Raw genomic sequence first — 24,333 nt, 5'->3', positions numbered from 1 at the left:
ATTCAACCTCCTCACCGTCACACCGGGAGGCACGAGCATCATGGGAGCCACATCACACCAAGCCGGAGCCGCCGGCAGGGCACCGACGGCCGACCGCCCGTCGTCGCTGCGCAACGTCGTGCTGGTCGGCCACAGCGGAGCCGGCAAGACCACGCTGGTCGAGGCCCTCGCCCTGACGGCGGGCGCCGTCAACCGGGCCGGCCGGGTCGAGGACGGCACCGCCGTCTCCGACTACGACGAGATCGAACACCGGCAGCAGCGGTCGGTACAGCTGTCCCTCGTCCCGGTCGAATGGGCCGGCATCAAGATCAACATCTTGGACACCCCCGGATACGCCGATTTCGTCGGCGAGCTCAGGGCCGGTCTGCGCGCCGCGGACGCGGCCCTCTTCGTCGTCTCCTCCTCCGACGGCATCGACGGCGCCACCCGCATGGTCTGGGACGAGTGCGCGGCCGTCGGCATGCCCCGCGCCATCGTCGTCACCCATCTGGAGGCAGCCCGCGCCGACTACGCGCAGATGGCCACCGTCTGCGGCGAGAACTTCGGAGCCGACGACCCCGACGCCGTGATCCCGCTCTACCTGCCCCTGTACGGGCCTCCCGGCCCCGACGGGCACACCCCGGTCACCGGCCTCCTCGGGCTGCTCTCACGGCGCGTGTACGACTACACCTCCGGGGAGCGCGTGGAGCGCGACCCCGAGCCCGCCGAGCTCGCCCTCATCTCCGACGCCCGCTCCCGCCTCATCGAGGGGATCATCGCGGAGAGCGAGGACGAGAGCCTCATGGACCGCTACCTCGGCGGCGAGGACATCGATTTCAAGACCCTCGTCGACGACCTGGAGCGGGCCGTCGCCCGCGGCACCTTCCATCCCGTCCTGATGGCCGCCCCCGCCGCCGACGGGGCCCGCCAGGGCATCGGGACGGTCGAACTCCTGGAACTGATCACCGGCGGCTTCCCCACTCCCCTGGAGCGGGCCGCCGTGTCCGTCACCGCACCGGACGGCGCCGAGCGCCCGGCCGTCACCTGCGATCCCGACGGGCCCCTCGTCGCCGAAGTCGTCAAGACCTCCTCCGACCCCTACGTCGGGCGGGTCTCCCTCGTCCGCGTCTTCTCCGGCACCCTGCATCCCGAGGAGACCGTGCACGTCAGCGGGCACGGCCTCGCCGACCGCGGGCACGAGGACCACGACGTCGACGAGCGGATCGGCACCCTCACCTCCCCCTTCGGCAAACAGCAGCGCACCCTCACCCGGGTCATCGCCGGGGATCTCGCCTGCGTGGCCAAACTCACCCGCGCCGAGACCGGCGACACCCTCTCGGCCAAGGACCGGCCCCTGCTCATGGAGCCCTGGCCGATGCCCGACCCGCTGCTCCCCCTCGCCATCGCCGCCCACAGCAAGGCCGACGAGGACAAGCTCTCCCAGGGTCTGGCCCGGCTCGTGGCCGAGGACCCCACGATGCGGCTGGAGCAGAACCCGGACACCCACCAGGTCGTCCTGTGGTGCCTCGGCGAGGCCCACCAGGACGTGGCCCTCGAACGGCTGCGCACCCGATACGGGGTCCAGGTCGACCCCGTCCCGCACAAGGTGAGCCTGCGCGAGACCTTCGGCGCCAAGGCCGCGGGCCGCGGCCGCCACGTCAAACAGTCCGGCGGCCACGGCCAGTTCGCCATCTGCGAGATCGAGGTGGAACCGCTCCCGCCGGGCAGCGGCATCGAGTTCGTCGACAAGGTCGTCGGCGGCTCCGTGCCCCGCCAGTTCATCCCGTCCGTCGAGAAGGGCGTACGCACCCAGGCCGCCCGCGGGGTCGCCGCCGGCCATCCGCTGGTGGACGTGCGCATCACCCTGGTCGACGGCAAGGCGCACTCGGTGGACTCCTCGGACGCCGCCTTCCAGACCGCCGGGGCGCTCGCCCTGCGCGACGCCGCCGCCGAGGCCCGCATCCACCTCCTCGAACCGGTCGCCGAGCTCGCCGTCCTCGTCCCCGACGAGTACGTCGGCCCCGTCATGAGCGACCTCGCCGGCCGCCGCGGCCGCGTCGTCGGCACCGAACAGGCCGGCGCCGGCCGTACGCAGGTGCGCGCCGAGATCCCCGAGATCGAGATCGGCCGGTACGCCGTCGAACTGCGCTCGGTGTCGCACGGCACGGGCCGGTTCACCCGCGCCTACGCCCGCCACGAGCCCATGCCGCCCCAGATCGCCGACAAGGTGCGGGAACAGGCCGAGAAGGGAACCTGATTGACATAGCGCCAGGGGAATCCCCGGGAGCCGCCCACCCAAGCCGCTTGCGGTGGGCGGCATTTCCCTGTCCCATGACCATGGGAAGAGATACGCCGATAGGCTCATCTGCGCGGCAAAAGAGCACAACGCACAGCGATGGGGGCAACGGTGGCGGACGACGGATTCGACTTCAGGCCCGGGGCGCAGGTCCCCCTCCAGGGGGGCGGCGGCCAGACCGCGGCGACCAACGCCCTCGCGTCGGCCGCGTACCGGGACGGCGGCAAGGACACCAAGCTGTCCGACATCGCCAAGGCCGACAACGAGTACCACAAGTCCACGATCAAACCCCCGAAGATCTCGCTCTTCGAGCCCAACCTGGGCGAGGCCTTCTGCCGCGCCGTCGAGGCCCGCACTCTCGGCGCCGGCCGCAAACCGCTCATCCAGTCCTTCGGCCTCGACCCGCAGACCGTCGTCGAGCACTGCCTGGCTGCCTCCCGCATCCGCAAGGAGCGCGACCGCAAGCTGCGCCTGATCATGCTCGTCGCCGGCGTGGTCTTCCTGCCCGGCCTGCTGCTGTGGCTGGGCCTGTTCCAGCTCCGCAAGACACTGGCCAAGGGGGACGGCAAGCGCTCGTCCTGGCTGGGCACCCTGCTGCTCGTGGGCGTCGCCGTCGTGGCGGCCGTACTCATGTTCCGGCTCCCCTTCACCGGCTTCCTCGGCCTCTACCTGCGCGGCATGATCATCGCCCCCGCCGTGGGCTGGCTCCTCGCCCGCCGGATCTGCGAGGCCACCGCCGCCGACCTGCGCTCCCGCTGGGACGGGCTGCTGGCCGGCAGCGGCATCGGCGCCAAGATCCCGGAGGCGGTGCCCGGCAACCCCGACGAGAAGGCCCGCGAGGACCTGCGGCACTCGCTCGCCAAGCTCACGGCCGAGGACCGCAGCAACTCCGTCTTCTACGCCGGCCCCAAGGGCATCCTCGGCATGGGCACCCGCTGGGGCAGCTGGCAGATGGCCGAGGAGCTCGCGCCCAAGAACGAGGGCATGGAGATCCATCCGTTCCGCAGCTGGGACGTCATACGGGCGATCGACACCGAGCTGCGCAAGCTGGAGCGCGGCCCGCTGCACACCGGCGGCCTGCCGCCCGCCTCGATCCAGCACTGGATCGTCACCCCGGTCGGCGAGGGCGCCGCGGAGGTGGCCCGCCCCACAGGCGCCGACGTGGACACCTTCCTGATCAAGCCGCACGAGATCACCCGCATCTGCAACGAGCAGCAGTTCAGCGGCGGCAACCGGCACTACCTCGGCATCCAGTACCCGCTCTGGGACGGGCAGTTGGTGATCACGATGCTGGTGACGGTCACCGTGCTGTACAAGACGCTGCGCGTCGAGGTGACCGGCCACGCGCTCGGACCGGTGCACGGCCTGTTCACCAGCAAGTCGGCGGCCCCGAAGGTGGAGGTGCCGAAGTCCATCCGGTTCTGGGAGACCGTCGAACGGCCGTTGCCGCTGGTGGACGCCCAGGAAGTGGTCCGCCTCGCCGTCCGCGCCCCGCTGACCTGGTTCCCGCCGATCCTCGAGTTCTTCGGCGGCAAGCTGGTCCTGCCCGAGCCCTTCGGCCTGCGCCACGTCTGGGCCGGCCAGCCCTGGCGCCACCGCTTCATGGCCGACGACGCCCTGCGCGCCGCCACCCCGGTCCTGCGGGCGGTGCACGCGGCGGCCCTGCGGGTGCTGGAGGAGAACGGCGCCGACATCGACCGCTTCAGCAACCGCTCGATGATCGTCAGCGGTCTCGTCCAGGACGCCGCCCCGCGCAAGGCGGACGCGTACGACGCCTAGGCGGGGTGCGGGGGCGCCCCCCTGCGCACGAGGTCCCGGGGCCGGCACCCGGCCCCGGGACCTCGTGGTCCGCGCCCTCTTGCCCCTAGTCGGTGGGCCAGGCGTCGGCGAGCATCTGGCGGGTGTCGGCGAGGAGTTGGGGCAGCACCTTGGTGTGGCCGACGACCGGCATGAAGTTCGTGTCCCCGCCCCAGCGCGGCACGATGTGCTGGTGCAGGTGCGCCGCGATGCCGGCCCCGGCGGCCGCGCCCTGGTTCATGCCGATGTTGAACCCGTGCGCCCCGGACGCCTTGCGCAGCGCGACCATCGCCCGCTTCGTGAGATCGGCCAGCTCCGCCGTCTCGGCGGCGTCGAGCTCCGTGTAGTCGGCGACGTGCCGGTACGGGACGACCATCAGGTGGCCACCGTTGTACGGGTACAGGTTCAGCACGGCGTAGACGTGCTTGCCCCGGGCCACGACCAGGCCGTCCTGGTCGGACATCTCCGGAATCCCGCAGAAGGGACAGCCGTCCCCGGCCTCCGGACCGGTCGGCTTGTTCTCCCCCTGGATGTAGGCCATCCGGTGGGGCGTCCACAGACGCTGGAACGCGTCCTGCGTGCCCACACCGATCTGCTGCTCCGGCTCAGTCGTCATGGGATGCAGCATATGACCTTGCCCCCGGAGGGCGTGTCGCCGGGGCGAAGACGGGTGGCGGGGCCGCGATGCTGAGCCCATGCGCGAACAAGCCGAGACCCGAGACGCCGCCTGGGAGCGCCGTACCGAGCTGCCCCTGTTCTACGCCTCACTGGTCTTCCTCGCCGGGTACGCGGTCCGCGTCCTGGCCAACGACGCCCACTCCCTCTGGCGGGACATCGCGAGCGTCGTGCTCCTGGTGACCTGGCTCTGCTTCATCGTGGACTTCCTGGTGCGGCTGGTCCTCAGCCGCCAGCGGCCGCGCCGCTTCATCCGCCTGCACTGGCTGGACGCCCTGGTCGTCCTGCTGCCGACGCTGCGGCCGCTGCGCATGGTCAAGGTCCACGACGCCATCCAGGCCAAGCACCACGACCGCCCGCGCCGCAGCCTCTACCCGCGCGTGATCACGTACGCCGGTCTCTCGTCGGTGCTGCTCGGCTTCTCCGGCTCGCTCGGCATGTACCACGTCGAGCACACGGACCCGCAGTCCCCGATCCGGACGTTCTGGGACGCGGTGTGGTGCGTGTGCCAGACGCTGACGACCGTCGGCTACGGCGACGTGGCCCCGGTGACGGCGCGGGGGCGGCTGATCGCGATCGGGCTGATGACCTTCGGCCTGGGCCTGCTGGGCGCCGTGACGGGTTCCTTCTCGTCCTGGCTGATCCAGGTCTTCCGCCGGGAGGGCGAAGAGGGGCCCCCGGAGAGCGGAAGCTCTCCGGGGGCCCCTCAGTGAGCCGCTGCGCCGGTCAGACCTGGACGCGGTCCTCGACGACCTTGGCCAGCTTGGCCAGGGCCTCGTCCTTGGCGATGCCGTTCTCCTGCGAACCGTCGCGGTAGCGGAAGGAGACGGTGCCCGCGGCCATGTCCTCGTCACCGACGATGATCATGAACGGGACCTTGAGCTTCTGGTGGTTGCGGATCTTCTTCTGCATGCGGTCGGAAGAGGCGTCCACCTCGACCCGCAGGCCCTTCTTCTTCGCCTCGGCGGCGAACTCCTGCAGGTACTCCACGTGCCCGTCGCCGATCGGGATGCCGACGGCCTGGACCGGGGCCAGCCACGGCGGCATGGCGCCCGCGTAGTGCTCGAGCAGCACGGCGAAGAACCGCTCGATGGAGCCGAACAGCGCACGGTGGATCATGACCGGGCGCTGGCGGGAGCCGTCCGGGGCGGTGTACTCCAGGTTGAACCGCTCCGGCAGGTTGAAGTCCAGCTGCACGGTCGACATCTGCCAGGTACGGCCGATGGCGTCGCGCGCCTGCACGGAGATCTTCGGACCGTAGAAGGCCGCGCCGCCCGGGTCGGGGGTCAGCGGGAGGCCCTGCTTCTCGGCGACCTGCTGGAGGACGGCGGTGGCCTCCTCCCAGACCTCGTCCGAGCCGACGAACTTCTCCGGGTCCTTGGTCGACAGCTCCAGGTAGAAGTCGGTCAGACCGTAGTCGCGGAGCAGGTTCAGCACGAAGGTGAGGGTGCGGTCGAGCTCCTCGGCCATCTGCTCACGGGTGCAGTAGATGTGCGCGTCGTCCTGGGTGAACCCGCGGGCGCGGGTCAGGCCGTGCACGACGCCCGACTTCTCGTACCGGTACACGGTGCCGAACTCGAACAGGCGCAGCGGGAGCTCGCGGTACGAGCGGCCGCGCGCGTCGAAGATCAGGTTGTGCATCGGGCAGTTCATGGGCTTGAGGTAGTAGTCGGTACCACCGTCGAGCTGCATGGGGGGGTACATGCCCTCCGCGTACCAGTCCAGGTGACCGCTCTTCTCGAAGAGCGCGCCCTTGGTGGCGTGCGGGGAGTAGACGAACTCGTAGCCCTCCTCCTCGTGCCGGCGGCGCGAGTAGTCCTCCATGGTCCGGCGGATGATGCCGCCGCGCGGGTGGAAGACGGCGAGGCCGGAGCCGATCTCGTCCGGGACGGAGAAGAGGTCCAGCTCGTTGCCGAGCTTGCGGTGGTCGCGCTTCTCGGCCTCCGCGAGGAAGTCGAGGTGGGCCTTGAGCTCTTCCTTCGACGGCCAGGCGGTGCCGTAGATGCGCTGGAGCATCGGGTTCTTCTCGCTGCCGCGCCAGTAGGCGGCCGCGTTGCGCATCAGCTTGAACGCCGGGATGTTGCGGGTGGTGGGCAGGTGGGGACCGCGGCAGAGGTCCTTCCAGCACAGCTCGCCGGTCTTGGCGTCGAGGTTGTCGTAGATGGTCAGCTCGCCGCCGCCCACCTCGACGTTCGCGCCGTCGTCGGTCGAGGCCGAACCCTTGATGCCGATGAGCTCCAGCTTGTACGGCTCGTCGGCGAGCTCCTCGCGGGCCGCCTCGTCGGTGACGACGCGGCGGGAGAAGCGCTGGCCGCGCTTCTGGATCTCCTGCATCTTCTTCTCGACGGCCTTCAGGTCCTCCGGGGTGAAGGGCCGGGCCACGTCGAAGTCGTAGTAGAAGCCGTCCCGGACCGGCGGGCCGATGCCGAGCTTGGCCTCGGGGAACAGCTCCTGCACGGCCTGCGCCATGACGTGCGCGGTCGAGTGGCGCAGGATGTTCAGGCCGTCCTCGGAGGAGATCTCCACCGGCTCGACGGTCTCGCCGTCCTTCACCTCGTACGAGAGGTCCTTCAGCTCACCCGCGACGCGCGCGGCGACGATGGTGCGCTCGCCGGCGAAGAGCTCGGCCGCCGTAGTGCCCGTGGCCACCACGCGCTCGTCCCGCTCGGAATCGCGTTGGATGATCACACGGACGTCTGACACCGGTCTCTCCTGACTCAGGGGGCGCGCAAGCGAACGCTGCGCGTATGAATCGTACCGAGCCGAGGGGCCGCGTCGCGAAACGGTTGTTGTTCCCCGCCCCGCCGGGGGCGTCCCGGTCACGGCCGGGTGGAGCGGTCCCCGGCGCCACCGGTGACTCTCCTCGATTTCACCGTCGGCGACCGCCGCCCGTGACTAGCATGTGCGGCCTGCGAGTTGCGACTCCTCGGGGGTACTCCATGATCGTGCGGGTGGGTTTGATCGGCGACGAGGCGGGCGAGGAGCTGCGCCGGCTGGAACAGTGGCTGCGGCAGGACCGGGAGCTCGGGCGGGTCACGATCACCGCCCAGGCCGCGCCGCCCGGCGACGGTGACATGGGCCCGGTCACGGAGGCCCTCCATCTGCTGCTCGAACCGCAGGGCGTGCTCACCGCCGTGGCCGCCTCCGTCGGTACCTGGGCCGGCGTGCGGCGCCGGCAGGTGCGCATCCGCGTGCGCAGCGGGGAGAAGGAAGTGGAGATCGACGCCTCCCGGCTCCAGGACCCGGACGAGGTGGCCGTACGGATCGTGCGCGAGCTGGACGGTCGGTGAACGGGCCCTTCTTCCCGCCGTTCGCGTCCGCACGCGCCGTACTGATCGGCTGCGCCACGTACCACTCGCGCGACCTCGACGCGATCCCCCACTCCGCGCGCAACATCCGCGACCTCGGGGACGTCATCACCGACCGGACGCTGGGCGGCTTCGCGGCGGAGGACGTGCGGCTCGTGGACGATCCGCACAAGGCCCAGGAGGTCATGGGGCCGGTGCAGGCGGCCGCCGACCAGGCGCAGGACGTCCTGCTGGTCTACTACAGCGGCCACGGACTGCTGACCGCCGCTGGTGACCTCCACCTCAGCCTCACGGAGAGCGAGCCCGGTCAGGATTGGACCAGCCTGCAGTTCTCCCATCTGGCGGGCGTCGTCAAGCAGTCCGGCGCGAAGGTCAAGATCGTGATCCTGGACGCCTGCTACAGCGGCCGGGCGCACTCCGACCTCATGAGCGCCGAGTCCCGGCTGGTGACGGGCCAGCTGGCCGCCTTCGAGGGCGTGTACTCCCTTGCCTCGGCTCCGGGGCACCGGACGTCCAAGGCTCCCAAGGGGGCCGTCAACAGCGCGTTCACCGGCTTCCTGCTGGCCGCGGCGCGCGAGGGCGTACCGGGCGAGGAGCCGGTGCTGTGCCTGAGCGACCTCTACGCGGAGGTCCGCCGGCGGATGCGGTCCACGGGCTTCGCACTGCCGGAGGAGTGCGGCAAGACGGGGGCGGGAGCCTTCCCCTTCGTGCGCAACCGGGCCTTCGTGCCACCGGCCCCGAAACCGGCCCCCGCCCCCGCCCCCGCCCCGGCCCCGAAGCAGCAGCCCGAACCGAAGCCCGAACCGGCCCCGGAGCACCGGCCGGCCCCGAGGCCCGCTCCGGCGCCGCGGGCCGCCACACGGCCCGACGGGCCCACCTTCGCCACCGTCCTGGCCGGCGGCTACCGCATGGGGGAGGTCAACGCCCGCCTGGCGGAGGTCGTCGCCGCGGTGGCCCACCCCGACCGCTGGCCGGAGGTGGGCCCGCCCTACTTCCGGACCGAAAGGGGCCGCAAGACCCACGGGTTCGATTTCACGGAGGTGGAGGCCCACATCGAGCGCCACCGCCGCCCGCCCACGACGTTCGCGGACGCCCTGCGCCTCGCACTGCTCCTCCAGCGCTTCGCGTTCGTACGGGACACCTGGCGGCCGCGCTGGTTCCTCTCCATGCGGAGGAAGCGCTACGGCATGGCCGACGGGGAGCATCTGGTGGGCCGCGCCACAAACGGAGCGGCGCGCGCCGTCGTGTTCACCGACACGCACCTGTGCGTGCGGTCCTCCTCAGACCTCCTGAGGGTCCCGTACTCCGGGCTCGCGGCCCTCTCACTGTCCGTCTCGCGCAAGGAGGAGCGCGTGGTGACCGTCACCGACCTAGCCGGGATCTGTGAGGACGTCGTCACCTACACCACGACCCTCGGGTTCGGATCGGACCGGATGACGGTGAGCGAGGGCTCGAACCACCCGGTCCTCTCGGCCCTGCGCCGCTTCCTCCCCGCGATGGCCGACCTCCGCGCCCGCCACCCCGCATGCTTCGACGGGCTCCTCCCCTAGGGGGTGTCGTCCGTCGGGAGGACGTCCGTGGGGTCCAGGGCCTCGTCCAGGGACTTCATCAGGCGGTCGCGCTCCACCTCGTCCAGCGGGACCGGGCTCACATCGGTGGCGTCCGTCAGCCGCCGGAACCCGCCCCGGCGCTGGAGCCGCCCGCTCACCCGGATCGGCACGCCCACCAGGTGCGCGTGGCCCGCCACCCGGTACGCCTCCTCGTCCAGCACGGCCCGTACGTACGGCACCTCCGCCCCCGCCAGCACCCGCAGCCGGATCGTGCCCCCGCCGCCCGGCGCCGAGCGCCGCATCCGGACCACCGCCCCCGCCACCCGTACGGGCACCGCCGGCTCGTCCCGGGTGTAGCGCGCCGCCGCCTCCCGGAGCACCGGCAGGTCCCCGGGGGAGAACTCCACCGGCTCGGGACGTGCCGCGCACCCCGCCGGGACCCCCGCCGCCGGAGCCCAGGCCAGCGCGATCCGGGCCCCTTCCGAGCCCCGCACCAGCGCGATCAGCGCGTCCGCCAGCTCCCGGCTGACCCCGGCCTCGACCGCCGCGTCGAGGGCCTCCATGCCGCCGGTGGCCCGCCGGTAGTCCACGGCCTCCCGGGCCGCGTGCAGGGCGTGGTGCAGCCGGGTCATCGTGCCCCGCCCGCCGTCCACCGGCACGTACGCGGTGAGCACCCGCCCGCCGGGGGCCGGCCCCACCAGCACCCCGTCCAGGGCTCGTTCGGCCTGGCCGCGGTGGCGGGCCCCGTAGTACCCGGCCCTGGCCCGGTCCGCGAGGGCCCCGGCCAGCAGGAGCTGCCGGGCGGCCGAGCGGAGCTGCTCCTGCACCGTCCACGCCGCCGCGCCCCGGGGTCCGTACGGTCCCTCGGGGCCCTCCGGGATCCGCCGCTCCCAGCGGATCTCGTCGCTGGGCACGCTCAGTCCGTACAGCACCTCCCGCGCGGACGGCAGCGCGCTGCGCGAGAGGGCGCTCAGCGCCTCCTCCAGCAGGTCGGAGCAGTCGGGGAAGGCCCGGCTCTCCGGGACGAGGAGGCTGGCCCCCGCGCCGCCCGCCGCGTACGGGGCCGGCGGCGTCCAGCGCCCGTACCGGCCCGCGGCTCCGCCCCGGCGCTGCCAGCCGTGCCGGTGCAGCAGGGCCCCCAGCACCGCCGGGTCGACGTGCGCGGGATCGGGCGTCCCGGAGTCGGAGAAGTCCCCGTACTCCGACGGGGACGTCAGCGGTTCCAGGTGCGGTGAGTGCCAGTGCATCAAGGTGTCCCTCCCGACCCGACCCGGGTCATGATCTCGCACAGCGCCCGGTCGTCGAAGATCCGCGTGGTGGGGATCCGTACGGTGGTCCGGCGCCGGCCGGTCACGGGGTGCCCGGCGAGGTTGGTCCAGTAGCAGCAGTGCCGCAGGTCGAGCCGGTCGTGGCCGGCGGCGAGCCACTGGTCGCGCTCTCGCGGGACGAGCATCACGACGAGGATCTTGTGGACGGCGACCGGCGTGCGGGCCAGCTTCACCAGGTGCTCGTTGTCGAGGGTGAAGGCGAAGGTGGGCCCCGCCGGTCTGGGCGGTATCTGGTAGGTCGCCTTCAGCTGCACCTTGATGGTGACCTCGTCGTCGACGACGTGCTCGGGCGCGCCGTGGTTGACCTGCCAGTCGATGCCGTTGTCCGGAAAGGGCTGGGAGAGCGAGCAGCCGGCCGCGGCGGCGACGGCGTGCAGGTATCCCACCTGGAGGGTCTCCATGCAGGCGGTGGTGGCGAGCGTGCCGCGCAGCGGTCCGGTCCGGTCCGTGTTCCGCGGATCGGTCCGCCCCTGCAGCATCCCGCCCGGTTCGGGCTGCGCGAGCGCCATGGCCGGCTCCCCATGCCTTCCGGGCTCTGCCGAATGAGGGTGGTGTGGTGGGTGGGGTGACGACCGGTCATGTGTGCGGTCCCCCAGGGAAGTTGTCTCCGTAGCGGAAGGTCCGCAAACGGCGTACGGCGCAAACAGGCCGGGTATCACCGATGCGGGCAGGGGTGGCACGTTCCGAGGCGGCGGCGCCCGGGTGCACCCCGACTGCCGATCGGGAACGAGGAGTTCGCCATGACGCGCTGGTATGAGGGGCCGCTGGCCGCATTCGACACGGAGACGACCGGGGTGGACGTGGAGCAGGACCGGATCGTGTCCGCCGCTCTCATCGTGCAGGAGTGTGCGGGCGGCCGGGTCCGCTCCACCCGCTGGCTGGTCAATCCCGGCATTCCGGTGCCCCCGGGCGCCACGGAAGTGCACGGTCTGACCGACGAGCACCTGCAGCGCAACGGGCGCTGGCCGGCGCCGGTCGTCGAGGAGATAGCCCGTGCGCTCGGGGAGCAGCTGGTGGCGGGCCGGCCGGTGGTGGTGATGAACGCGCCGTTCGACCTGACGCTGCTGGACCGGGAGTTGCGCCGGCACCGGGCCTCGTCGCTGGCGCGGTACCTGGACAACCGGCCGTTGACGGTGCTGGATCCGCGGGTGCTGGACAAGCACCTGGACCGGTACCGCAAGGGCCGCCGGACGCTGACGGACCTGTGCGCGCACTACGGGATAGAGCTGGAGGGCGCGCACGACGCGGCGGCGGACGCGCTGGCCTCGCTGGAGCTCGTGCGGGCGGTGGGCCGCCGCTTCGCGGCCCGGCTGGAGCGGCTGACCCCGGCGGAGCTGCACACGCTCCAGGCGGTGTGGCACGCGGCGCAGGCGCGGGGGCTGCAGGCGTGGTTCGCGCGGCAGGGGACGCCGGAGGCGGTGGACCCGCACTGGCCGCTGCGACCGGAGCTGCCCGCGGCGGCATAGGCCGAGGGCAGCAACGGGCCTCGGACGTGCGGAAGGCCGGTCCGTCGTGAGACGGACCGGCCTGACCCGGTGGGCGATACTGGGATCGAACCAGTGACCCCTTCGGTGTGAACGAAGTGCTCTCCCGCTGAGCTAATCGCCCGGGAACGGGTTGAACAATACAAGAGGCACGGGGTCTGGTTCAAACCGCTTCCGGCGGGGCGGCCAGCCGGGCCTCGAGCGCGTGCCGTCCGGCCCGCATCATCAGGGCGTGGTTGAGCCGGAACGCGGGCCGCACCGGCACCGCGAGGCGCCGCAGCAGCGGGCTGCGCACCTCGACCTCCTGCTCGTACAGGGCCCGCGTCCCGCGTCCGCCGGCCCCCCTGCGCGCCCGTACGGTCCACCGCGCCCAGCCCTCGATGTCCCCGTGCAGGGCCGCCTCCAGGAGGCCGCGGCCGGGATCGCGGAGCAGTTCGGTGGCGGTCATCCGGATCTCGTACGGGAGGACGGAGCGGATGAGCAGGGCTCCGCTGTGGCCGCCGAGCCGCTCGGCCGCGCGGACCTGGGGCCACCAGCGCGGGTAGTCGCCGGTCCGCTCCAGTACGGAGTAGACCCGCGCGGGCGGGGCGTCGAGGTCCCACACGCTGCGGAAGCGGTAGCGGTTCCAGCGGTCCAGGCGGCTGAGGTGGTCCAGGCGGCTGAGGTCCATGGCCCCAGTCTGGCCCGGCGGGTCCGGGCGCGGGACCCGCTCCCGCGCATCCACTCTTCCGTGGGTACGGGCGCGTACTCCCGTGTACTCAGCGCGGATCTGAGTACGCACACCCATGTCCTGACGGCGTGACGGGCGCCACACTCCGGAGCATGGCGACTCCACCACCACCGGGCACACCCCTGTCACCCCCGCACGAGCTGGCGCTCATCGACCGGGAGCTGGCCCAACTCGACGCCCGGCGTGCGTACTTGCTGGCGCGTCGGGACTGGCTGCTGCGGCTGCCGGTGCCGAGCGGCTGGGGCGCGCCCGCGCCCGGGTCCCCCGCCCGCCCGAAGGAGGCCTCGGGCCCCGGCGCTCAGAACGTGCTGCTGACGCTGGGCGCGGTGCTGCTCGGGGTGGCCGCCCTGGCGTTCACTCTGGTCAGCTGGGGGTCCCTGGGGATCGCCGGGCGCAGCGCGGTGCTGGCCGTGGTGACGGCCGCCGCGCTGGGCGCGCCCGCGCTGCTGCTGCGCCGCGGGCTGCGCTCGACCGCCGAGTCGGTGGCGGCGGTGGGGCTGCTGCTGACGGTGCTGGACGCGTACGCCGTGTACGCGGTCGCCGCGCCCGGCACCGACGGCACGGCGTACGCCGCGGGGGCGGCGGCCGTGCTGGCGGCCCTGTGGGCGGGGTACGCCCGGGTGCTGCCGGGGCTGACGGTCCCGCTGCCGGCGGCGGTGCTGACGGCGCAGCTCCCGCTGCCGCTGGCGGCGGTGGCCGCGGCGGCGGGGCCGGTGGGGACCGGCTGGGCGTTGCTGGCGACGGCGGCGCTGGACGCGGCGCTCGTCCTGCTGGTGCCCGGGGTCCGGGCACGGGCGGCGGTGTCCGGCCTGGCGGTGGTGAGCGCGGCCGCCCTGGGGGCGGGGGCGCTGCTGAGCGGGCTGTCGGAGATGGCGCCGGCGGGTTCGGCGGGGGCGGCGGCCGGTCCGGCGCTGCTGCTGGCGGCGTGCGCGGCGCTGGGCGTCGCGGTGGCCTGGCGGGAGCCCTCGGCGACGGCGGCCTCGGTCGTCGGCTCCCTCGCGGGGGTGGCGGCGCTCGGCGGCACCGTCCGGCCGGCCCTCGCGCGGGACTGGGCCGTACTGGTGTTCCTCCTGCTCGCCCTGCCGCTGCTGGCGGCCGTACGGGCGACCGCGCTGCCGGCCGCGGTCCGGCGCGGCCTGACCCGGGCCGGGGCGGGGGTGGCCGCCCTGGCCGCGCTGTCGGCGCTGCTCCCGGCGGTGGGTTCGCTGGGGTTCCGGGTCGCCGTGCTGGGCGAGGTGTGGGCGGCGACGACCCCCTCCCGGGAGGCGTACGGGCCGGGGCCGGCGGCCGCGGTGACCCTGCTGGTGGCGGCGGGGGCGGCCGGGGCGCTGGCCCGGGTGCTGCCCCGCCCGGAGCCGGGGGCGGTCGCGGTGGTGCTCGGCTGGGCCGGGCTGTTCGCGGCGCCGCTGCTGTGCGGGCTGCCGGTGGCCGCGGTGCTCGCGGCCCAGCTGGCGGTGACGGCGGCGGCCGGGGCGTGCGCGCTGCGGCTCGGGCGCGCTCCGGGGTACGCGGCCGCGGTGTGCGCGGCGGTGGGGGCGCTGAACCTGTCGGTGGCCGCGCTGGACGGGCGCACCGCCACCTTCGCGGTCTTCGGGCTGCTGGGTGCCGGCTGCGCGGCGGGGGCCTCGTGGCGGCCCGCTCCGCTTCCCGTACGGGCCGGCGCGGCGGTGCTGGCCGTCGGGTACGCGGCGGCCCTGGCGGCGGCCCTGGGGGCGCTGTGGGGGCTCGCGGTGGCCTGGTGGGCGCTGCCGCTGCTGGCGGTCCCGGCCGCGGTGGCCGCGGCCGGTCCGCGGCTGGGCCGGGTACGGCACCCGGCGGAGGTGGCGGCGGGTGCGGTCGGCGCGGTGGCGCTGCTCCTGGCGGGCCTGCCCTGGGAGCCTTCGCGGGCCGCGCTGGTGTGCGCGCTGGCCGGGGTGGTCTGCGCGGGCGCGGCGGTGCGGCCGGAGCGGCGCGGGCTCGGCTGGGCGGCCGGGGCCCTGTTCCTGGCGGCGACGTGGGTCCGCCTGGCGGCCTCGGGGGTGCAGGTCCCGGAGGCGTACACGCTGCCGGTGACGCTGCCCGCGCTGGCGGTGGGCTTCGTACGCCGCCGCCGGGACGCCCGGTCCTCCTCGTGGGTGGCGTACGGCCCGGGGCTGGGCGCGACGCTGCTGCCGAGCCTGCTCGCCGCCTGGGGCGATCCGCACTGGCTGCGGCCGCTGCTGCTGGGCCTGGCGGCGCTGGCGGTGACCCTGCTCGGCGCGCGGTGGCGGCTCCAGGCCCCGCTGCTGCTCGGCGGCGCCACGCTCGCGGCGGTGGCCCTGCACGAGCTGGCCCCGTACGTGGTCCAGGTCGTCGACGCGCTGCCGCGCTGGCTGCCGCCGGCGCTGGCGGGGCTGCTGCTCCTGGTGGTGGGGGCGACGTACGAGAAGCGGCTGCGGGACGCGCGCCGGCTGCGGGACGCCCTCGGCCGGCTGGGGTAGCGGCGGGGGTGGGGAAACGCCAAGGGCCCGGAGACTCTGGAAGTCTCCGGGCCCTTGGTCCGGGTGGGCGATACTGGGTTCGAACCAGTGACCCCTTCGGTGTGAACGAAGTGCTCTCCCACTGAGCTAATCGCCCGGACGCACCGCAAACATTACCCCATGTCAGCGGTGGTTCCCGACCATCACTGGTCCTTGAGGTTCCAGGGCAGCGTGAGCCCGTACTTCCACAGGTAGAAGCCGATCAGCGCGCCCGCGATCACGAGGCCGACGCCGGTCAGGATGAGGTTGCGGCGCCGGACCTTGGGGTCCAGCGCCTTCTGCGCGGCCTCGGTCACTTTGCGCTTGGTCCAGCGCAGCACCAGGTGGGCCCAGGCGAACTCGGTGGCCCAGATCGCCAGGCCCGCGAAGATCGCCACCCAGCCGGGGCCGGGCAGGACGAGCATGGCCACGCCCGCGCCGATCACGGCGAGGCCGACGATGAAGACGCCGACCTGCCAGCTCAGGTGCAGGGTGCGGCGCGACTTGATGAAGGCGGGAGCCTTCGACACGTGCTGCGCTTCTCCCGTGGTCTGCTGAGTCGTGCCGTCGGCTGCGGACTCGACTCCGGACTCGGCTGCGGACCCTTGGGTCCCGCGGTCACTCCCCGTATTCATGAGCCCGAATCTACCGGAGCCGGAAGCACACGTGAATGGTGCTTTGGATCCGCCGTCCGAGGGACCCAGAGGTCCGCAAAACGGTCAGAGGGGTTTACAACGGCACCGTAGGTGGCATGTCGATTTCGCCGACGTGCGAATCCCCGAGCGCACACTGAGCGAAAGGCCCTGGCGCTTATGAACACCACGGTCAGCTGCGAGCTGCACCTGCGCCTCGTTGTGTCGAGCGAGTCCTCACTGCCTGTCCCGGCGGGCCTGCGGTATGACACGGCCGATCCCTACGCCGTGCACGCCACCTTCCACACCGGCGCCGAGGAGACGGTCGAGTGGGTTTTCGCCCGAGACCTCCTCGCTGAGGGCCTCCACCGGCCCACCGGAACCGGAGACGTCCGCGTCTGGCCGTCCCGCAGCCACGGTCAGGGCGTCGTCTGCATCGCCCTGAGCTCACCGGAGGGAGAAGCGCTGCTCGAAGCACCCGCCCGCGCACTCGAATCGTTCCTCAAGCGGACGGACGCCGCGGTTCCACCCGGGACCGAACACCGGCACTTCGACCTCGACAAGGAGCTCTCCCACATCCTGGCCGAAAGCTGAGCCAGACCCTCAGGGAGCACCTCCCGGCACGCGCCGGGGGCCACTCCGCACCGTCCGACTCGGGGCGACGGTGCGGGCTGGACGAAAACCTCATACGGCAGTGCCGGCGCTGTTCTCGCGGAAGCCGTCCGCGAGGGCGGCGCCGGTGTGCGTGGCGCAGTCCTGCGCGACGGCGTCGGACGCGGCCGCGGCAGGGGTCCCTCCCGGTTCCGCCCGGGCACGGCTAGAGTCGGCCCCCAGCGGCGGCACTGGCCCGTCGCCGCAGGCCCGGCCCCCAGGGAGCGACCCCGTGCAGATTCCCCACGACACCCGTCGCGCGCTCGACGTCGTCGTCGCGCTGGTGAACACCGCGGCCGAGGCGGACCACCCCGACGGCCTGGCGGACGTCGGCTCGCTGCGCGAGTTCGTCCGCGAGTACAAGATCAGCGACGTCGGCGATCTCGGCGCCCGCGACCTCTCCGGCGTACGGACGGTCCGCGGCAAGTTCGCCCAGGTCTTCGGTGCGCCCAACCCGAGGACCGCCGCCGGGCTCATCAACGAGCTGGTGGCGACCGCGGGCACCACCCCGCAGCTGACCGACCACGACGGCTACGACTGGCACGTCCACTACTTCGCGCCGGGCGCCTCGCTGGGCGACCACCTCGCGGCCGACGGCGGCATGGCCCTGGCCTTCATCGTGGTCTCCGGCGAGCAGGAGCGGCTGCGCCGCTGCGAGGCCCCCGACTGCCGGCGGGCCTTCGTGGACCTGTCCCGGAACCGCTCGCGGCGCTACTGCGACAGCCGGACCTGCGGGAACCGGCTGCACGTGGCGGCGTACCGGGCCCGGCGCAAGGAGGCCGACGCGGGGCCGCCGGAGCACCACGCGCAGCCGGGCGCGCACCAGGAGTAACCAAAGGCGTCACAGCCGCGGTCACAGCAGGAACAGGTCGTGCACGGCGGCCAGCAGCAACAGGGTGCCGATCACACCCAGGAAGATCATCAGGGGCGGCTGGGAGAGCGCGAAGAGGCAGCCTCGCGGCTCCTCGGCGACGGGGGCGGGGACCGGGGCCGGTGCGGGAACCGGCGGGTCGCCCTGCGATGTGTCGAGCATGTCGGGGCGATGATCGCGCAGGGCACCCGTCATCGGCCCCCAACACGCCAGCCTTTGCGCGGGAGTTCACTCCTTCTTGTCAGGCTCGCGCCGATACCGCTCCGCGGCCTCAGATGCCGTGCTTCTTCAGGATCGCTTCGATGTCGGAGAAGTCGTCCGCGGGGGCGGCCGGGGCCTGGCGGGACGCCGGCTGCGGCCGGGCGCCCCGACCCGGCACGGGGGCGGACTCGGCCGGGGCCACGGCCTCGCGCCCGGGGCTTGCCTTGGCCGCCTTCGCGGCCTTCGACGGCTTGACCGCCCCGGCGGACCCCTCCCCCGCCCCGAGCCGGCGCCGCTCGATGGCGCGGGTGGTCATGAACAGCACCCAGGAGAGCCCGAGCAGCCCGAAGCCCGCCCACACGGCCGGATCGAGGACCATCGTGGACACCCACTCCACGGCGCCCGTCAGTACGAGGGCGACCGGCACCAGCGCGTACGCCGCGATCCGCGTGGCGGCGAGGAAGCGCTTGCGGTACGCGGCCACCGCGGCGATGCCCAGGCCCGCCGCGGACACCGCGGAACATATGGTCTCGGCCAGCATGCGGTCCTCCAGGGGTGGGCGATCCGTCCCTTCCATCCTGCACCGGGCACCGCGGCGGCGGCCATGGCCCGAGTGGATCCGGGGCCGATCTCCGGGAGATCTCGGGGTCGCGCCTCCTCCTCAGGGGGTGCGTGAGGGGGTCGGGGAAGGGGTGCGTCAGGGTCGGGGCGGGGGTGCGTTTCGATGGCCGCGTCCGGCGGCTGGGACACTGGGTCCATGACCGATTCCGTGATCCTCGACGTCTGGTGCGAACTCCAGTGCCCGGACTGCCACCGAGCCCTGGACGACGTACGCGCCCTGCGGGCCCGCTACGGCGACCGGCTGGACATCCGGCTGCGCCACTTCCCGCTGGAGAAGCACAAGCACGCCTTCGCCGCGGCGCAGGCCGCCGAGGAGGCCGCGGAGCAGGGCCGGGCATGGCCGTACGTGGAGGCCGTGCTGGCCCGCACCGCGGAGCTCGGCGACCGCGGCGAGGCCGTACTGCTGGACGTGGCGCGCGAACTCGGCCTCGACGCCGAGGAGTTCGACACCGCCCTGATCGACGGCCGGCACATCCTGATCGTCGACGCCGACCAGGCCGAGGGCAAGGCGATCGGCGTGACCGGCACCCCGACCTACGTCATCGACGGCGAGCGTCTCGACGGCGGCAAGAGCCAGGAGGGCCTGCGCGCCCGCATCGAGGAGATCGCGGACCGCCTGCTGGCCGCCGACCCGGCCTGATCCCCCCCTAGAGGAGGTCCTTGGCGTAGTTGACGTCCGTCATCCGGTAGCCGAGGGACTCGTACAGCCGCAGGGCCGGGGTGTTGCCCGCGAAGACCTGGAGCCTGAGGACGCGGTGGCCCCCGGCGAGGGCCGAGCGTTCGGCCAGGAGCATCAGGTCGCGCCCGTACCCCCGGCCGCGGTGCTCCTCGGCGACGGCGACGTCGAAGACGTACGCGCCCTCCCCGTTCGGCGCCGACCACACGTGTCCGACGGGGACGCCGTCCGCCTCCAGGACGCAGAGGGTGGCGCCCTCGGTGGCCAGTCCGTGGGGCAGGGCGCGCTCGTGGTCGGCCACCGACTTCGCCCGCGCGGCCTCCTCCGGCATGCCGCGGCTGGTCCAGTCGGCGGCGTAGCCCTCGATCGCCCCGACGAGCCAGACCTCGTACTCGGCCTGCGTCATGGGGCGCCCGGCGACCCCCGCGCGGAGCTCGGGCGGCTGCGCCGGCAGCTCCTTGGCCATGTTGCGGCTGTACTCGGCGTACCCGAGCGCCTGTGCCATCCGCAGGCCTCCCGCCGACGTCGCGGGTACCGAGACCCGGACGCGGCGGCAGCCCCAGCCGCGCAGCACCTCCTCGGCGGCGAGCGCCCCGACGGTGGCGCGGCCGCGCCGCCGGTCGGGCTCGTCGACGGCGAGGTCGCGTATCTCTCCGACGCTCGGCCCGAAGGGCGTGTCGCAGGCGACCAGCAGCGCGCCGACGCGCCTGCTGTTGACCCGGATCTCGTACGGGCGCGACCGCGCGCCCCCGGTGCTCTGCTGAAGCGGCCCGCTCGGCCGCAGGGTGGTGGTCATCAATCGAGTTCTACCCGCCCCGCGGCCCCGTGCGACAGCCATTAAGCGGGCGGATCGGCCGGCTCAGGGATCGAGGTCCGCGCCGGCGCGCGCTTCGAAGATCCGCATCGCCTCGGCGGTGACGGGCCCCGGCACGGCCGCGGCCACGTCCCGCCCGTCGATCCGGTGGACGGCCTGCACATCGCGCAGGGTGGAGGTCAGGAAGACCTCCTCGGCCTGTTCCAGCGCCTCGAAGGGCAGGTCCGTCTCCTTGGCCCCGGCCCAGTCGACGACCAGCGCCCGGGTGATGCCGGCGAGGCAGCCGGAGGCGAGCGGCGGGGTGTGCAGCTCCCCGCCGAGGACGACGAACACGTTGGAGCCGGTGCCCTCGCACAGCCGCCCGACGGTGTTGGCGAACAGGGCCTCGGAGGCGCCGGCCTTGTGGGCGGCGGCCAGCGCCACGACGTTCTCGGCGTACGAGGTGGTCTTCAGGCCGGCCACCGCGGAGCGCTCGTTGCGGACCCAGGGAACGGTGATCACCGCGGTGATGTCCGGCCGGCGGGTCTCCTCGGCCACGGCCACGACGAGGGTGGGGCCGGCGTCGCCGCGGTCGGAGCCGAGCGGGGACACTCCCCCGGTGTAGGTGATGCGCATGCGGGCGAGCGGCAGCGGATTGGCCTCCAGGACGGCCGCGCATGCCCGGCGCACCTCGTCCGGATCGGGGTCGGGCAGTCCGAGGCCGCGGGCGGAGCGGGTCAGCCGGTCCACGTGGCGGGTGAGCGCGAAGGCCGTGCCGCGCTCCGCCTTCACCGTCTCGAACACTCCGTCGCCCACGGTCAGCCCGTGGTCGAAGACGGACACCTGTGCGCTGTCGGCGTTCCGCAGCGCGCCGTCGAGCCAGATCCTCACCGTACGATCCCTCCGCTCACCCAGGGGTGCCGGTCACCTCATGGGTTCCCGACGCTACCCTGAGCAACCGGGCGGCCTTCAGCTCCGTCTCGGCCCATTCGCGGTCGGGGTCGGAGCCCCAGGTGATGCCGGCGCCGGTGCCGAAGAGCAGGCTCGGGCCGCCCGGGCGCCGGCGGTCGATCCAGAAGGTGCGGATGCCGACGGCGAGCTCGGCGGTGCCCCGGTCGGCGTCGACCCAGCCGATGCCCCCGCAGTAGGGGCCGCGGGGGGCGGTCTCCAGGGCCTCGATGATCCGCAGCGCGGAGGACTTGGGGGCGCCGGTGACGGAGCCGGGCGGGAAGGTCGCGGCGAGCAGCTCGGGCCAGCCGGCGCCCTCGGCGAGCTCGCCGCTGACGGTGGAGACGAGGTGGACCAGGCCCGGGTGCTCCTCCACGGCGCACAGCTCGGGGACGGTGACGGAGCCGGTGGCGCAGACCCGCCCGAGGTCGTTGCGTACGAGGTCCACGATCATGACGTTCTCGGCGTGGTCCTTGGGCAGGAGGTCGGCGGCGGTGCGGCCGGTGCCCTTGATGGGGCCGGATTCCACGTGGCGGCCGACCCGGCGCAGGTACAGCTCGGGGGATGCGGTGGCGATCTCGACGCCGTGGGCCGGGAGCCGAATCGTTCCTGCGTACGGGGCCGGGTTGCCGCGGGCGAGCAGCGCCGTGAGGGCGTCGACGTCGGCGCGGTCCGGATCGGGCAGCGGCGCGGACATCACGCGGCAGAGGTTGGCCTGGTAGACCTCGCCCGCGGCGATGTGCTCGCGGATGCGGCGTACGCCGGCCGTGTAGGCCGCCCGGTCGAGGGAGGAGGACCACTGGTCGGCGGCGGGGCCGCGCCAGGCCCCCGGGACGGGCGCCGGGACGGGGTCGGGGCGTATGTCGCCGAAGCGGGCGCAGACCAGCCGGCCCTCGAAGTCCGCGGCGACCGCCCAGAAGCCCGTCGAGTCGAGGGCGGAGGGGTCGCTGGTGACGTCTCGGAGGTCGGTCGCGAGGAGGCCGCCGAAGCGGGCCAGGGGAAGCAGGTCGTGCACGGCTGCGAGTCTATGACCGGTGACGCCGCGGCGCCGGTGAGGTGACCGCCGGGTGACCGGTGGTGATCGAGCGGCAGCACGCTGCGGAAACGCGTTTTTGAGCTGGCCCGGGAATCCGCTAGAGTTCAACACGTCGCCAGGGAGCGAAGGGGGAAAACCCCGGAGCGAACACGGTGACCTGCGGACGTAGCTCAGTTGGTAGAGCACCACCTTGCCAAGGTGGATGTCGCGAGTTCGAGTCTCGTCGTCCGCTCGAAGTGGGGGATCTTCCCGAGAACCCCTGCAGCTCCATGGTGGAGTGGCCGAGAGGCGAGGCAACGGCCTGCAAAGCCGTCTACACGGGTTCAAATCCCGTCTCCACCTCCAAGGACGATTAGCTCAGCGGGAGAGCGCTTCCCTGACACGGAAGAGGTCACTGGTTCAATCCCAGTATCGTCCACTGATCCGCAAGGATCCCCGCGCGATTAGCTCAGCGGGAGAGCGCTTCCCTGACACGGAAGAGGTCACTGGTTCAATCCCAGTATCGCGCACGCAGTACACGCACCACCTGGTTTGAACTGCGGTTTCGTACCGCGGTCCCGCGCGATTAGCTCAGCGGGAGAGCGCTTCCCTGACACGGAAGAGGTCACTGGTTCAATCCCAGTATCGCGCACCACCTCCGGAAGCCCCGGCCGTTCCCACGGCCGGGGCTTCCGCGTTGCCGGGGCTGCCGGCGCGGCCGGGGCCGCACCGGCCTCGGCTCAGGAGGAGAAGAGCATCCGGCCGAAGCCGCCCTTGTGGTGGCCGTGGTGACCGTGGCCGTGACCGCCGTGGTGCGGGGCGCCCCAGGCGGGCGCCGGGGCGTGCGCCGCCGGGTAGGGGGCGGGGGGCGCGGCGGGCGGCGGGACCTGGCCGTACTGGCCGCCGGTGTACTGGGACTCCAGGCGGGTCAGCGCCTCCAGCTCGCCGTAGTCGAGGAAGATGCCGCGACAGTTGCTGCACTGCTCGATCTGGACACCGTTGCGGTTGTAGGTGTGCATCATCGCGTGACACTTCGGACACTGCATGACCGGATCAACTCCTCGCCGTCTGCTTCGACACCGGATGCATGCCCGGTGGCGTGAAGCTCACCCTACGACGGAGCCTGCGCCTCCAAGTCGGGCGGGAGGGAGGCAATTCGGGCACAGGATTCCACCATCAGCCGCTCCACGTCCTCGAGTCGGCGTCTGCTTTCTGCCGATTTAGCCAGAGCGAGGGCGGCGGTCTGCACGGTCAGGGCCCGGGCCGCGAGGTCCAGTTCCGGCCAGGGATCGGAGCCGGGCGGCCCGGCCGCGGGACCGCCGGCCGCCCGGTAGGAGTCGAGGAAGCGGACCCAGGCGCCGGTGTCGAGCAGCCCGGCGGCGTACCAGGCGGCGGGCCGGGCCAGGTCCCAGGCGGGGGTGCCGATGCCGAGGTCGTCGACGTCGATGAGCCGCCAGCCGCCGTCGGGGCCGGGCCCCCGCACCAACTGCCCGAGGTGCAGGTCCCCGTGGCACAGGGCCCCGCCCCGGGGAGCCGGAGCCTCCCCGCGCACCCAGGCGGGCAGGGTCCGCGCGGCGGCCCGTACGAGGTCGCCGGCGGACCGGCCCTCGGCGGGGCCGGGCACGAGCGCGACCCCCGGCCGCGCCCCGGCGGGAGCCCGGCCGCCGTCGGGGCCCCGCACACCGTCCTGGCTGCGGACCGCGTCCGCGGCGGTGGCCCGGGACAGGCGGCGCAGGGCGCGGGCGAGTTTGGCCGGGCCGCGCATCGGGGGGACCGGGCCGGGCAGCCGGTGCACGGGGATCTGGTGCAGGGCCGCCAGCAGCCGCCCCGCCGCCTCCCAGGGGGCGTCCTCGGGACGCTCCGGGTCGACCGGGGCCCCGTACGGCCAGAGGGACACCGGCCGGCCCCCGAGGTAGCCCACCTCGGGGCGCAGCGGGGCCAGCAGCACCCCGGCCAGCGCCTCGTCCGCGGCGATCCTCATCCGTACGGCGAGGCCCGCGCGGTCGCTGTCCCCGGCGTGCGCCTTGGCGACGATCTCGCCGCAGCGCACCACCGTCCCGTCCTCGCGTTCGGCGAGCAGCTCGTACGGGGCGTCCCGCTCCCCCGTGCCGGCGTACGCCGCGAGGGCGGCGGGCAGTGGCTCCTGGTTCATCGCGGCTCCACGGCTCCCGTCACTGGCGTCTCGGAAGCAGATTACGGAACCGCGGGGCCGCATGAGGCGGCCGACGGCGGTGTGGGAGGACACGAAAAAGGGTGCTGCCCGTCCGACTCCCCAGTCGTACGGGCAGCACCCTTCACCTG

General features: G+C 73.4%; 23 protein-coding genes and 7 tRNA genes. 15 read left to right on the top strand and 15 right to left on the bottom strand.

The window, feature by feature from the left end; translation table 11 throughout:
• The first annotated feature begins 40 nt into the window (after positions 1-40).
• The gene (locus tag ACFYZS_RS23985; RefSeq protein WP_389016058.1) at positions 41-2,236 is read left to right on the top strand and encodes an elongation factor G-like protein EF-G2; all 2,196 of its coding nucleotides are present in this window, start codon (positions 41-43) and stop codon (positions 2,234-2,236) included.
• 150 nt (positions 2,237-2,386) lie between these two features.
• Positions 2,387-4,054 (top strand): hypothetical protein, encoded by a 1,668-nt coding sequence (locus tag ACFYZS_RS23980; RefSeq protein ID WP_389016056.1) that lies wholly within the window; start codon positions 2,387-2,389, stop codon positions 4,052-4,054.
• 85 nt (positions 4,055-4,139) lie between these two features.
• Here ACFYZS_RS23980 and ACFYZS_RS23975 read toward each other — a convergent pair whose 3' ends face one another.
• Positions 4,140-4,700 (bottom strand): HIT family protein, encoded by a 561-nt coding sequence (locus ACFYZS_RS23975; RefSeq protein ID WP_389016054.1) that lies wholly within the window; start codon positions 4,698-4,700, stop codon positions 4,140-4,142.
• Positions 4,701-4,767: 67 nt separating this feature from the next.
• On the opposite strand from ACFYZS_RS23975, the gene ACFYZS_RS23970 reads away from it, so the two are divergent.
• Positions 4,768-5,460, top strand: coding sequence for a potassium channel family protein (locus ACFYZS_RS23970; RefSeq protein ID WP_389016051.1), 693 nt, complete (start codon positions 4,768-4,770; stop codon positions 5,458-5,460).
• A gap of 13 nt (positions 5,461-5,473) precedes the next feature.
• Here the strand turns inward: ACFYZS_RS23970 and thrS are convergent, their stop codons facing one another.
• Complete coding sequence (gene thrS / locus ACFYZS_RS23965) at positions 5,474-7,450, bottom strand: threonine--tRNA ligase (protein WP_123515335.1); 1,977 nt, start codon at positions 7,448-7,450, stop codon at positions 5,474-5,476.
• Between the two features lie 248 nt (positions 7,451-7,698).
• Here thrS and ACFYZS_RS23960 point away from each other — a divergent pair, with 248 nt between their 5' ends.
• Both ACFYZS_RS23960 and ACFYZS_RS23955 read left to right on the top strand, forming a co-directional pair.
• Positions 7,699-8,037 carry a hypothetical protein gene (locus ACFYZS_RS23960; RefSeq protein WP_389016047.1) on the top strand — a complete coding sequence of 113 codons (339 nt, stop codon included), beginning with the start codon at positions 7,699-7,701 and terminating at the stop codon, positions 8,035-8,037.
• Positions 8,034-9,605 (top strand): caspase domain-containing protein, encoded by a 1,572-nt coding sequence (locus ACFYZS_RS23955; protein WP_389016044.1) that lies wholly within the window; start codon positions 8,034-8,036, stop codon positions 9,603-9,605. The genes ACFYZS_RS23960 and ACFYZS_RS23955 overlap by 4 nt, the downstream gene beginning before the upstream one ends.
• Here ACFYZS_RS23955 and ACFYZS_RS23950 read toward each other — a convergent pair.
• The gene (locus ACFYZS_RS23950) at positions 9,602-10,852 is read right to left on the bottom strand and encodes a hypothetical protein (protein ID WP_389016041.1); all 1,251 of its coding nucleotides are present in this window, start codon (positions 10,850-10,852) and stop codon (positions 9,602-9,604) included. The two genes, ACFYZS_RS23955 and ACFYZS_RS23950, sit on opposite strands and share 4 nt — an antisense overlap.
• Positions 10,852-11,442, bottom strand: coding sequence for a DUF4365 domain-containing protein (locus ACFYZS_RS23945; protein WP_389016038.1), 591 nt, complete (start codon positions 11,440-11,442; stop codon positions 10,852-10,854). The genes ACFYZS_RS23950 and ACFYZS_RS23945 overlap by 1 nt, the downstream gene beginning before the upstream one ends.
• Positions 11,443-11,673: 231 nt before the next feature.
• On the opposite strand from ACFYZS_RS23945, the gene ACFYZS_RS23940 reads away from it, so the two are divergent.
• On the top strand, positions 11,674-12,399 hold the full coding sequence (locus ACFYZS_RS23940; protein WP_389016036.1) for a 3'-5' exonuclease: 726 nt from the start codon (positions 11,674-11,676) through the stop codon (positions 12,397-12,399).
• Between the two features lie 70 nt (positions 12,400-12,469).
• Here the strand turns inward: ACFYZS_RS23940 and ACFYZS_RS23935 are convergent.
• Positions 12,470-12,541: transfer RNA gene (locus ACFYZS_RS23935), tRNA-Val, on the bottom strand.
• Between the two features lie 39 nt (positions 12,542-12,580).
• On the bottom strand, positions 12,581-13,087 hold the full coding sequence (locus ACFYZS_RS23930; RefSeq protein WP_389016034.1) for an SRPBCC family protein: 507 nt from the start codon (positions 13,085-13,087) through the stop codon (positions 12,581-12,583).
• 152 nt (positions 13,088-13,239) lie between these two features.
• On the opposite strand from ACFYZS_RS23930, the gene ACFYZS_RS23925 reads away from it, so the two are divergent.
• The gene (locus ACFYZS_RS23925) at positions 13,240-15,606 is read left to right on the top strand and encodes an SCO7613 C-terminal domain-containing membrane protein (protein ID WP_389016032.1); all 2,367 of its coding nucleotides are present in this window, start codon (positions 13,240-13,242) and stop codon (positions 15,604-15,606) included.
• 64 nt (positions 15,607-15,670) lie between these two features.
• Here ACFYZS_RS23925 and ACFYZS_RS23920 read toward each other — a convergent pair.
• A tRNA-Val gene (locus ACFYZS_RS23920) sits at positions 15,671-15,742 on the bottom strand.
• A 46-nt stretch (positions 15,743-15,788) separates the two neighbouring features.
• Positions 15,789-16,259: a TIGR02611 family protein gene (locus ACFYZS_RS23915; protein WP_389016030.1), complete on the bottom strand. Its 471-nt coding sequence runs from the start codon at positions 16,257-16,259 to the stop codon at positions 15,789-15,791.
• A 177-nt stretch (positions 16,260-16,436) separates the two neighbouring features.
• On the opposite strand from ACFYZS_RS23915, the gene ACFYZS_RS23910 reads away from it, so the two are divergent.
• Positions 16,437-16,850, top strand: a complete 414-nt coding sequence (locus ACFYZS_RS23910; RefSeq protein WP_030011909.1) for an SsgA family sporulation/cell division regulator — start codon at positions 16,437-16,439, stop codon at positions 16,848-16,850.
• A gap of 289 nt (positions 16,851-17,139) precedes the next feature.
• A complete protein-coding gene (locus ACFYZS_RS23905) occupies positions 17,140-17,739 on the top strand; it encodes a CGNR zinc finger domain-containing protein (protein WP_389016027.1) in 600 nt (199 codons plus the stop codon).
• Positions 17,740-17,760: 21 nt separating this feature from the next.
• On the opposite strand, the gene ACFYZS_RS23900 is transcribed toward ACFYZS_RS23905, so the two are convergent.
• Together ACFYZS_RS23900 and ACFYZS_RS23895 are read right to left on the bottom strand one after the other, a co-directional pair.
• The gene (locus ACFYZS_RS23900; protein WP_078860215.1) at positions 17,761-17,940 is read right to left on the bottom strand and encodes a hypothetical protein; all 180 of its coding nucleotides are present in this window, start codon (positions 17,938-17,940) and stop codon (positions 17,761-17,763) included.
• Positions 17,941-18,049: 109 nt separating this feature from the next.
• Positions 18,050-18,520: a hypothetical protein gene (locus ACFYZS_RS23895; protein ID WP_389016024.1), complete on the bottom strand. Its 471-nt coding sequence runs from the start codon at positions 18,518-18,520 to the stop codon at positions 18,050-18,052.
• Between the two features lie 216 nt (positions 18,521-18,736).
• Between ACFYZS_RS23895 and ACFYZS_RS23890 the strand changes: the two genes are divergently transcribed.
• Positions 18,737-19,240, top strand: coding sequence for a DsbA family protein (locus tag ACFYZS_RS23890; protein WP_389016020.1), 504 nt, complete (start codon positions 18,737-18,739; stop codon positions 19,238-19,240).
• Positions 19,241-19,247: 7 nt separating this feature from the next.
• On the opposite strand, the gene ACFYZS_RS23885 is transcribed toward ACFYZS_RS23890, so the two are convergent.
• The 3 genes from ACFYZS_RS23885 to ACFYZS_RS23875 all read right to left on the bottom strand — a co-directional run bounded on the left by ACFYZS_RS23885 (position 19,248) and on the right by ACFYZS_RS23875 (position 22,032).
• On the bottom strand, positions 19,248-20,072 hold the full coding sequence (locus ACFYZS_RS23885; protein WP_389016017.1) for a GNAT family N-acetyltransferase: 825 nt from the start codon (positions 20,070-20,072) through the stop codon (positions 19,248-19,250).
• Positions 20,073-20,135: 63 nt separating this feature from the next.
• Entirely contained in the window at positions 20,136-20,960 is an 825-nt protein-coding gene (locus ACFYZS_RS23880; protein WP_389016014.1) for an aminotransferase class IV, read from the bottom strand.
• Between the two features lie 16 nt (positions 20,961-20,976).
• A complete protein-coding gene (locus ACFYZS_RS23875; protein ID WP_389016011.1) occupies positions 20,977-22,032 on the bottom strand; it encodes a chorismate-binding protein in 1,056 nt (351 codons plus the stop codon).
• A gap of 180 nt (positions 22,033-22,212) precedes the next feature.
• Here ACFYZS_RS23875 and ACFYZS_RS23870 point away from each other — a divergent pair.
• The 5 genes from ACFYZS_RS23870 (at position 22,213) to ACFYZS_RS23850 (ending at position 22,687) form a co-directional block, all read left to right on the top strand.
• Positions 22,213-22,285, top strand: a tRNA-Gly gene (locus ACFYZS_RS23870).
• Between the two features lie 39 nt (positions 22,286-22,324).
• Positions 22,325-22,398, top strand: a tRNA-Cys gene (locus ACFYZS_RS23865).
• 1 nt (position 22,399) lies between these two features.
• Positions 22,400-22,471: transfer RNA gene (locus ACFYZS_RS23860), tRNA-Val, on the top strand.
• Positions 22,472-22,490: 19 nt separating this feature from the next.
• Positions 22,491-22,562: transfer RNA gene (locus ACFYZS_RS23855), tRNA-Val, on the top strand.
• 50 nt (positions 22,563-22,612) lie between these two features.
• Positions 22,613-22,687 (top strand) — tRNA-Val (locus ACFYZS_RS23850).
• Between the two features lie 85 nt (positions 22,688-22,772).
• Here the strand turns inward: ACFYZS_RS23850 and ACFYZS_RS23845 are convergent.
• On the bottom strand, positions 22,773-23,078 hold the full coding sequence (locus ACFYZS_RS23845) for a zf-TFIIB domain-containing protein (protein ID WP_030157333.1): 306 nt from the start codon (positions 23,076-23,078) through the stop codon (positions 22,773-22,775).
• A 65-nt stretch (positions 23,079-23,143) separates the two neighbouring features.
• Entirely contained in the window at positions 23,144-24,184 is a 1,041-nt protein-coding gene (locus ACFYZS_RS23840) for a phosphotransferase family protein (RefSeq protein ID WP_389016008.1), read from the bottom strand.
• Positions 24,185-24,333 lie beyond the last annotated feature (149 nt).

The organism is Streptomyces sp. NPDC001903, from assembly GCF_042891345.1.
In the GTDB taxonomy this organism is placed as follows: Bacteria; Actinomycetota; Actinomycetes; order Streptomycetales; family Streptomycetaceae; genus Streptomyces.
Note: the sequence above shows the minus strand (reverse complement) of the source record. Positions and strands in the feature narration are given on the sequence as shown.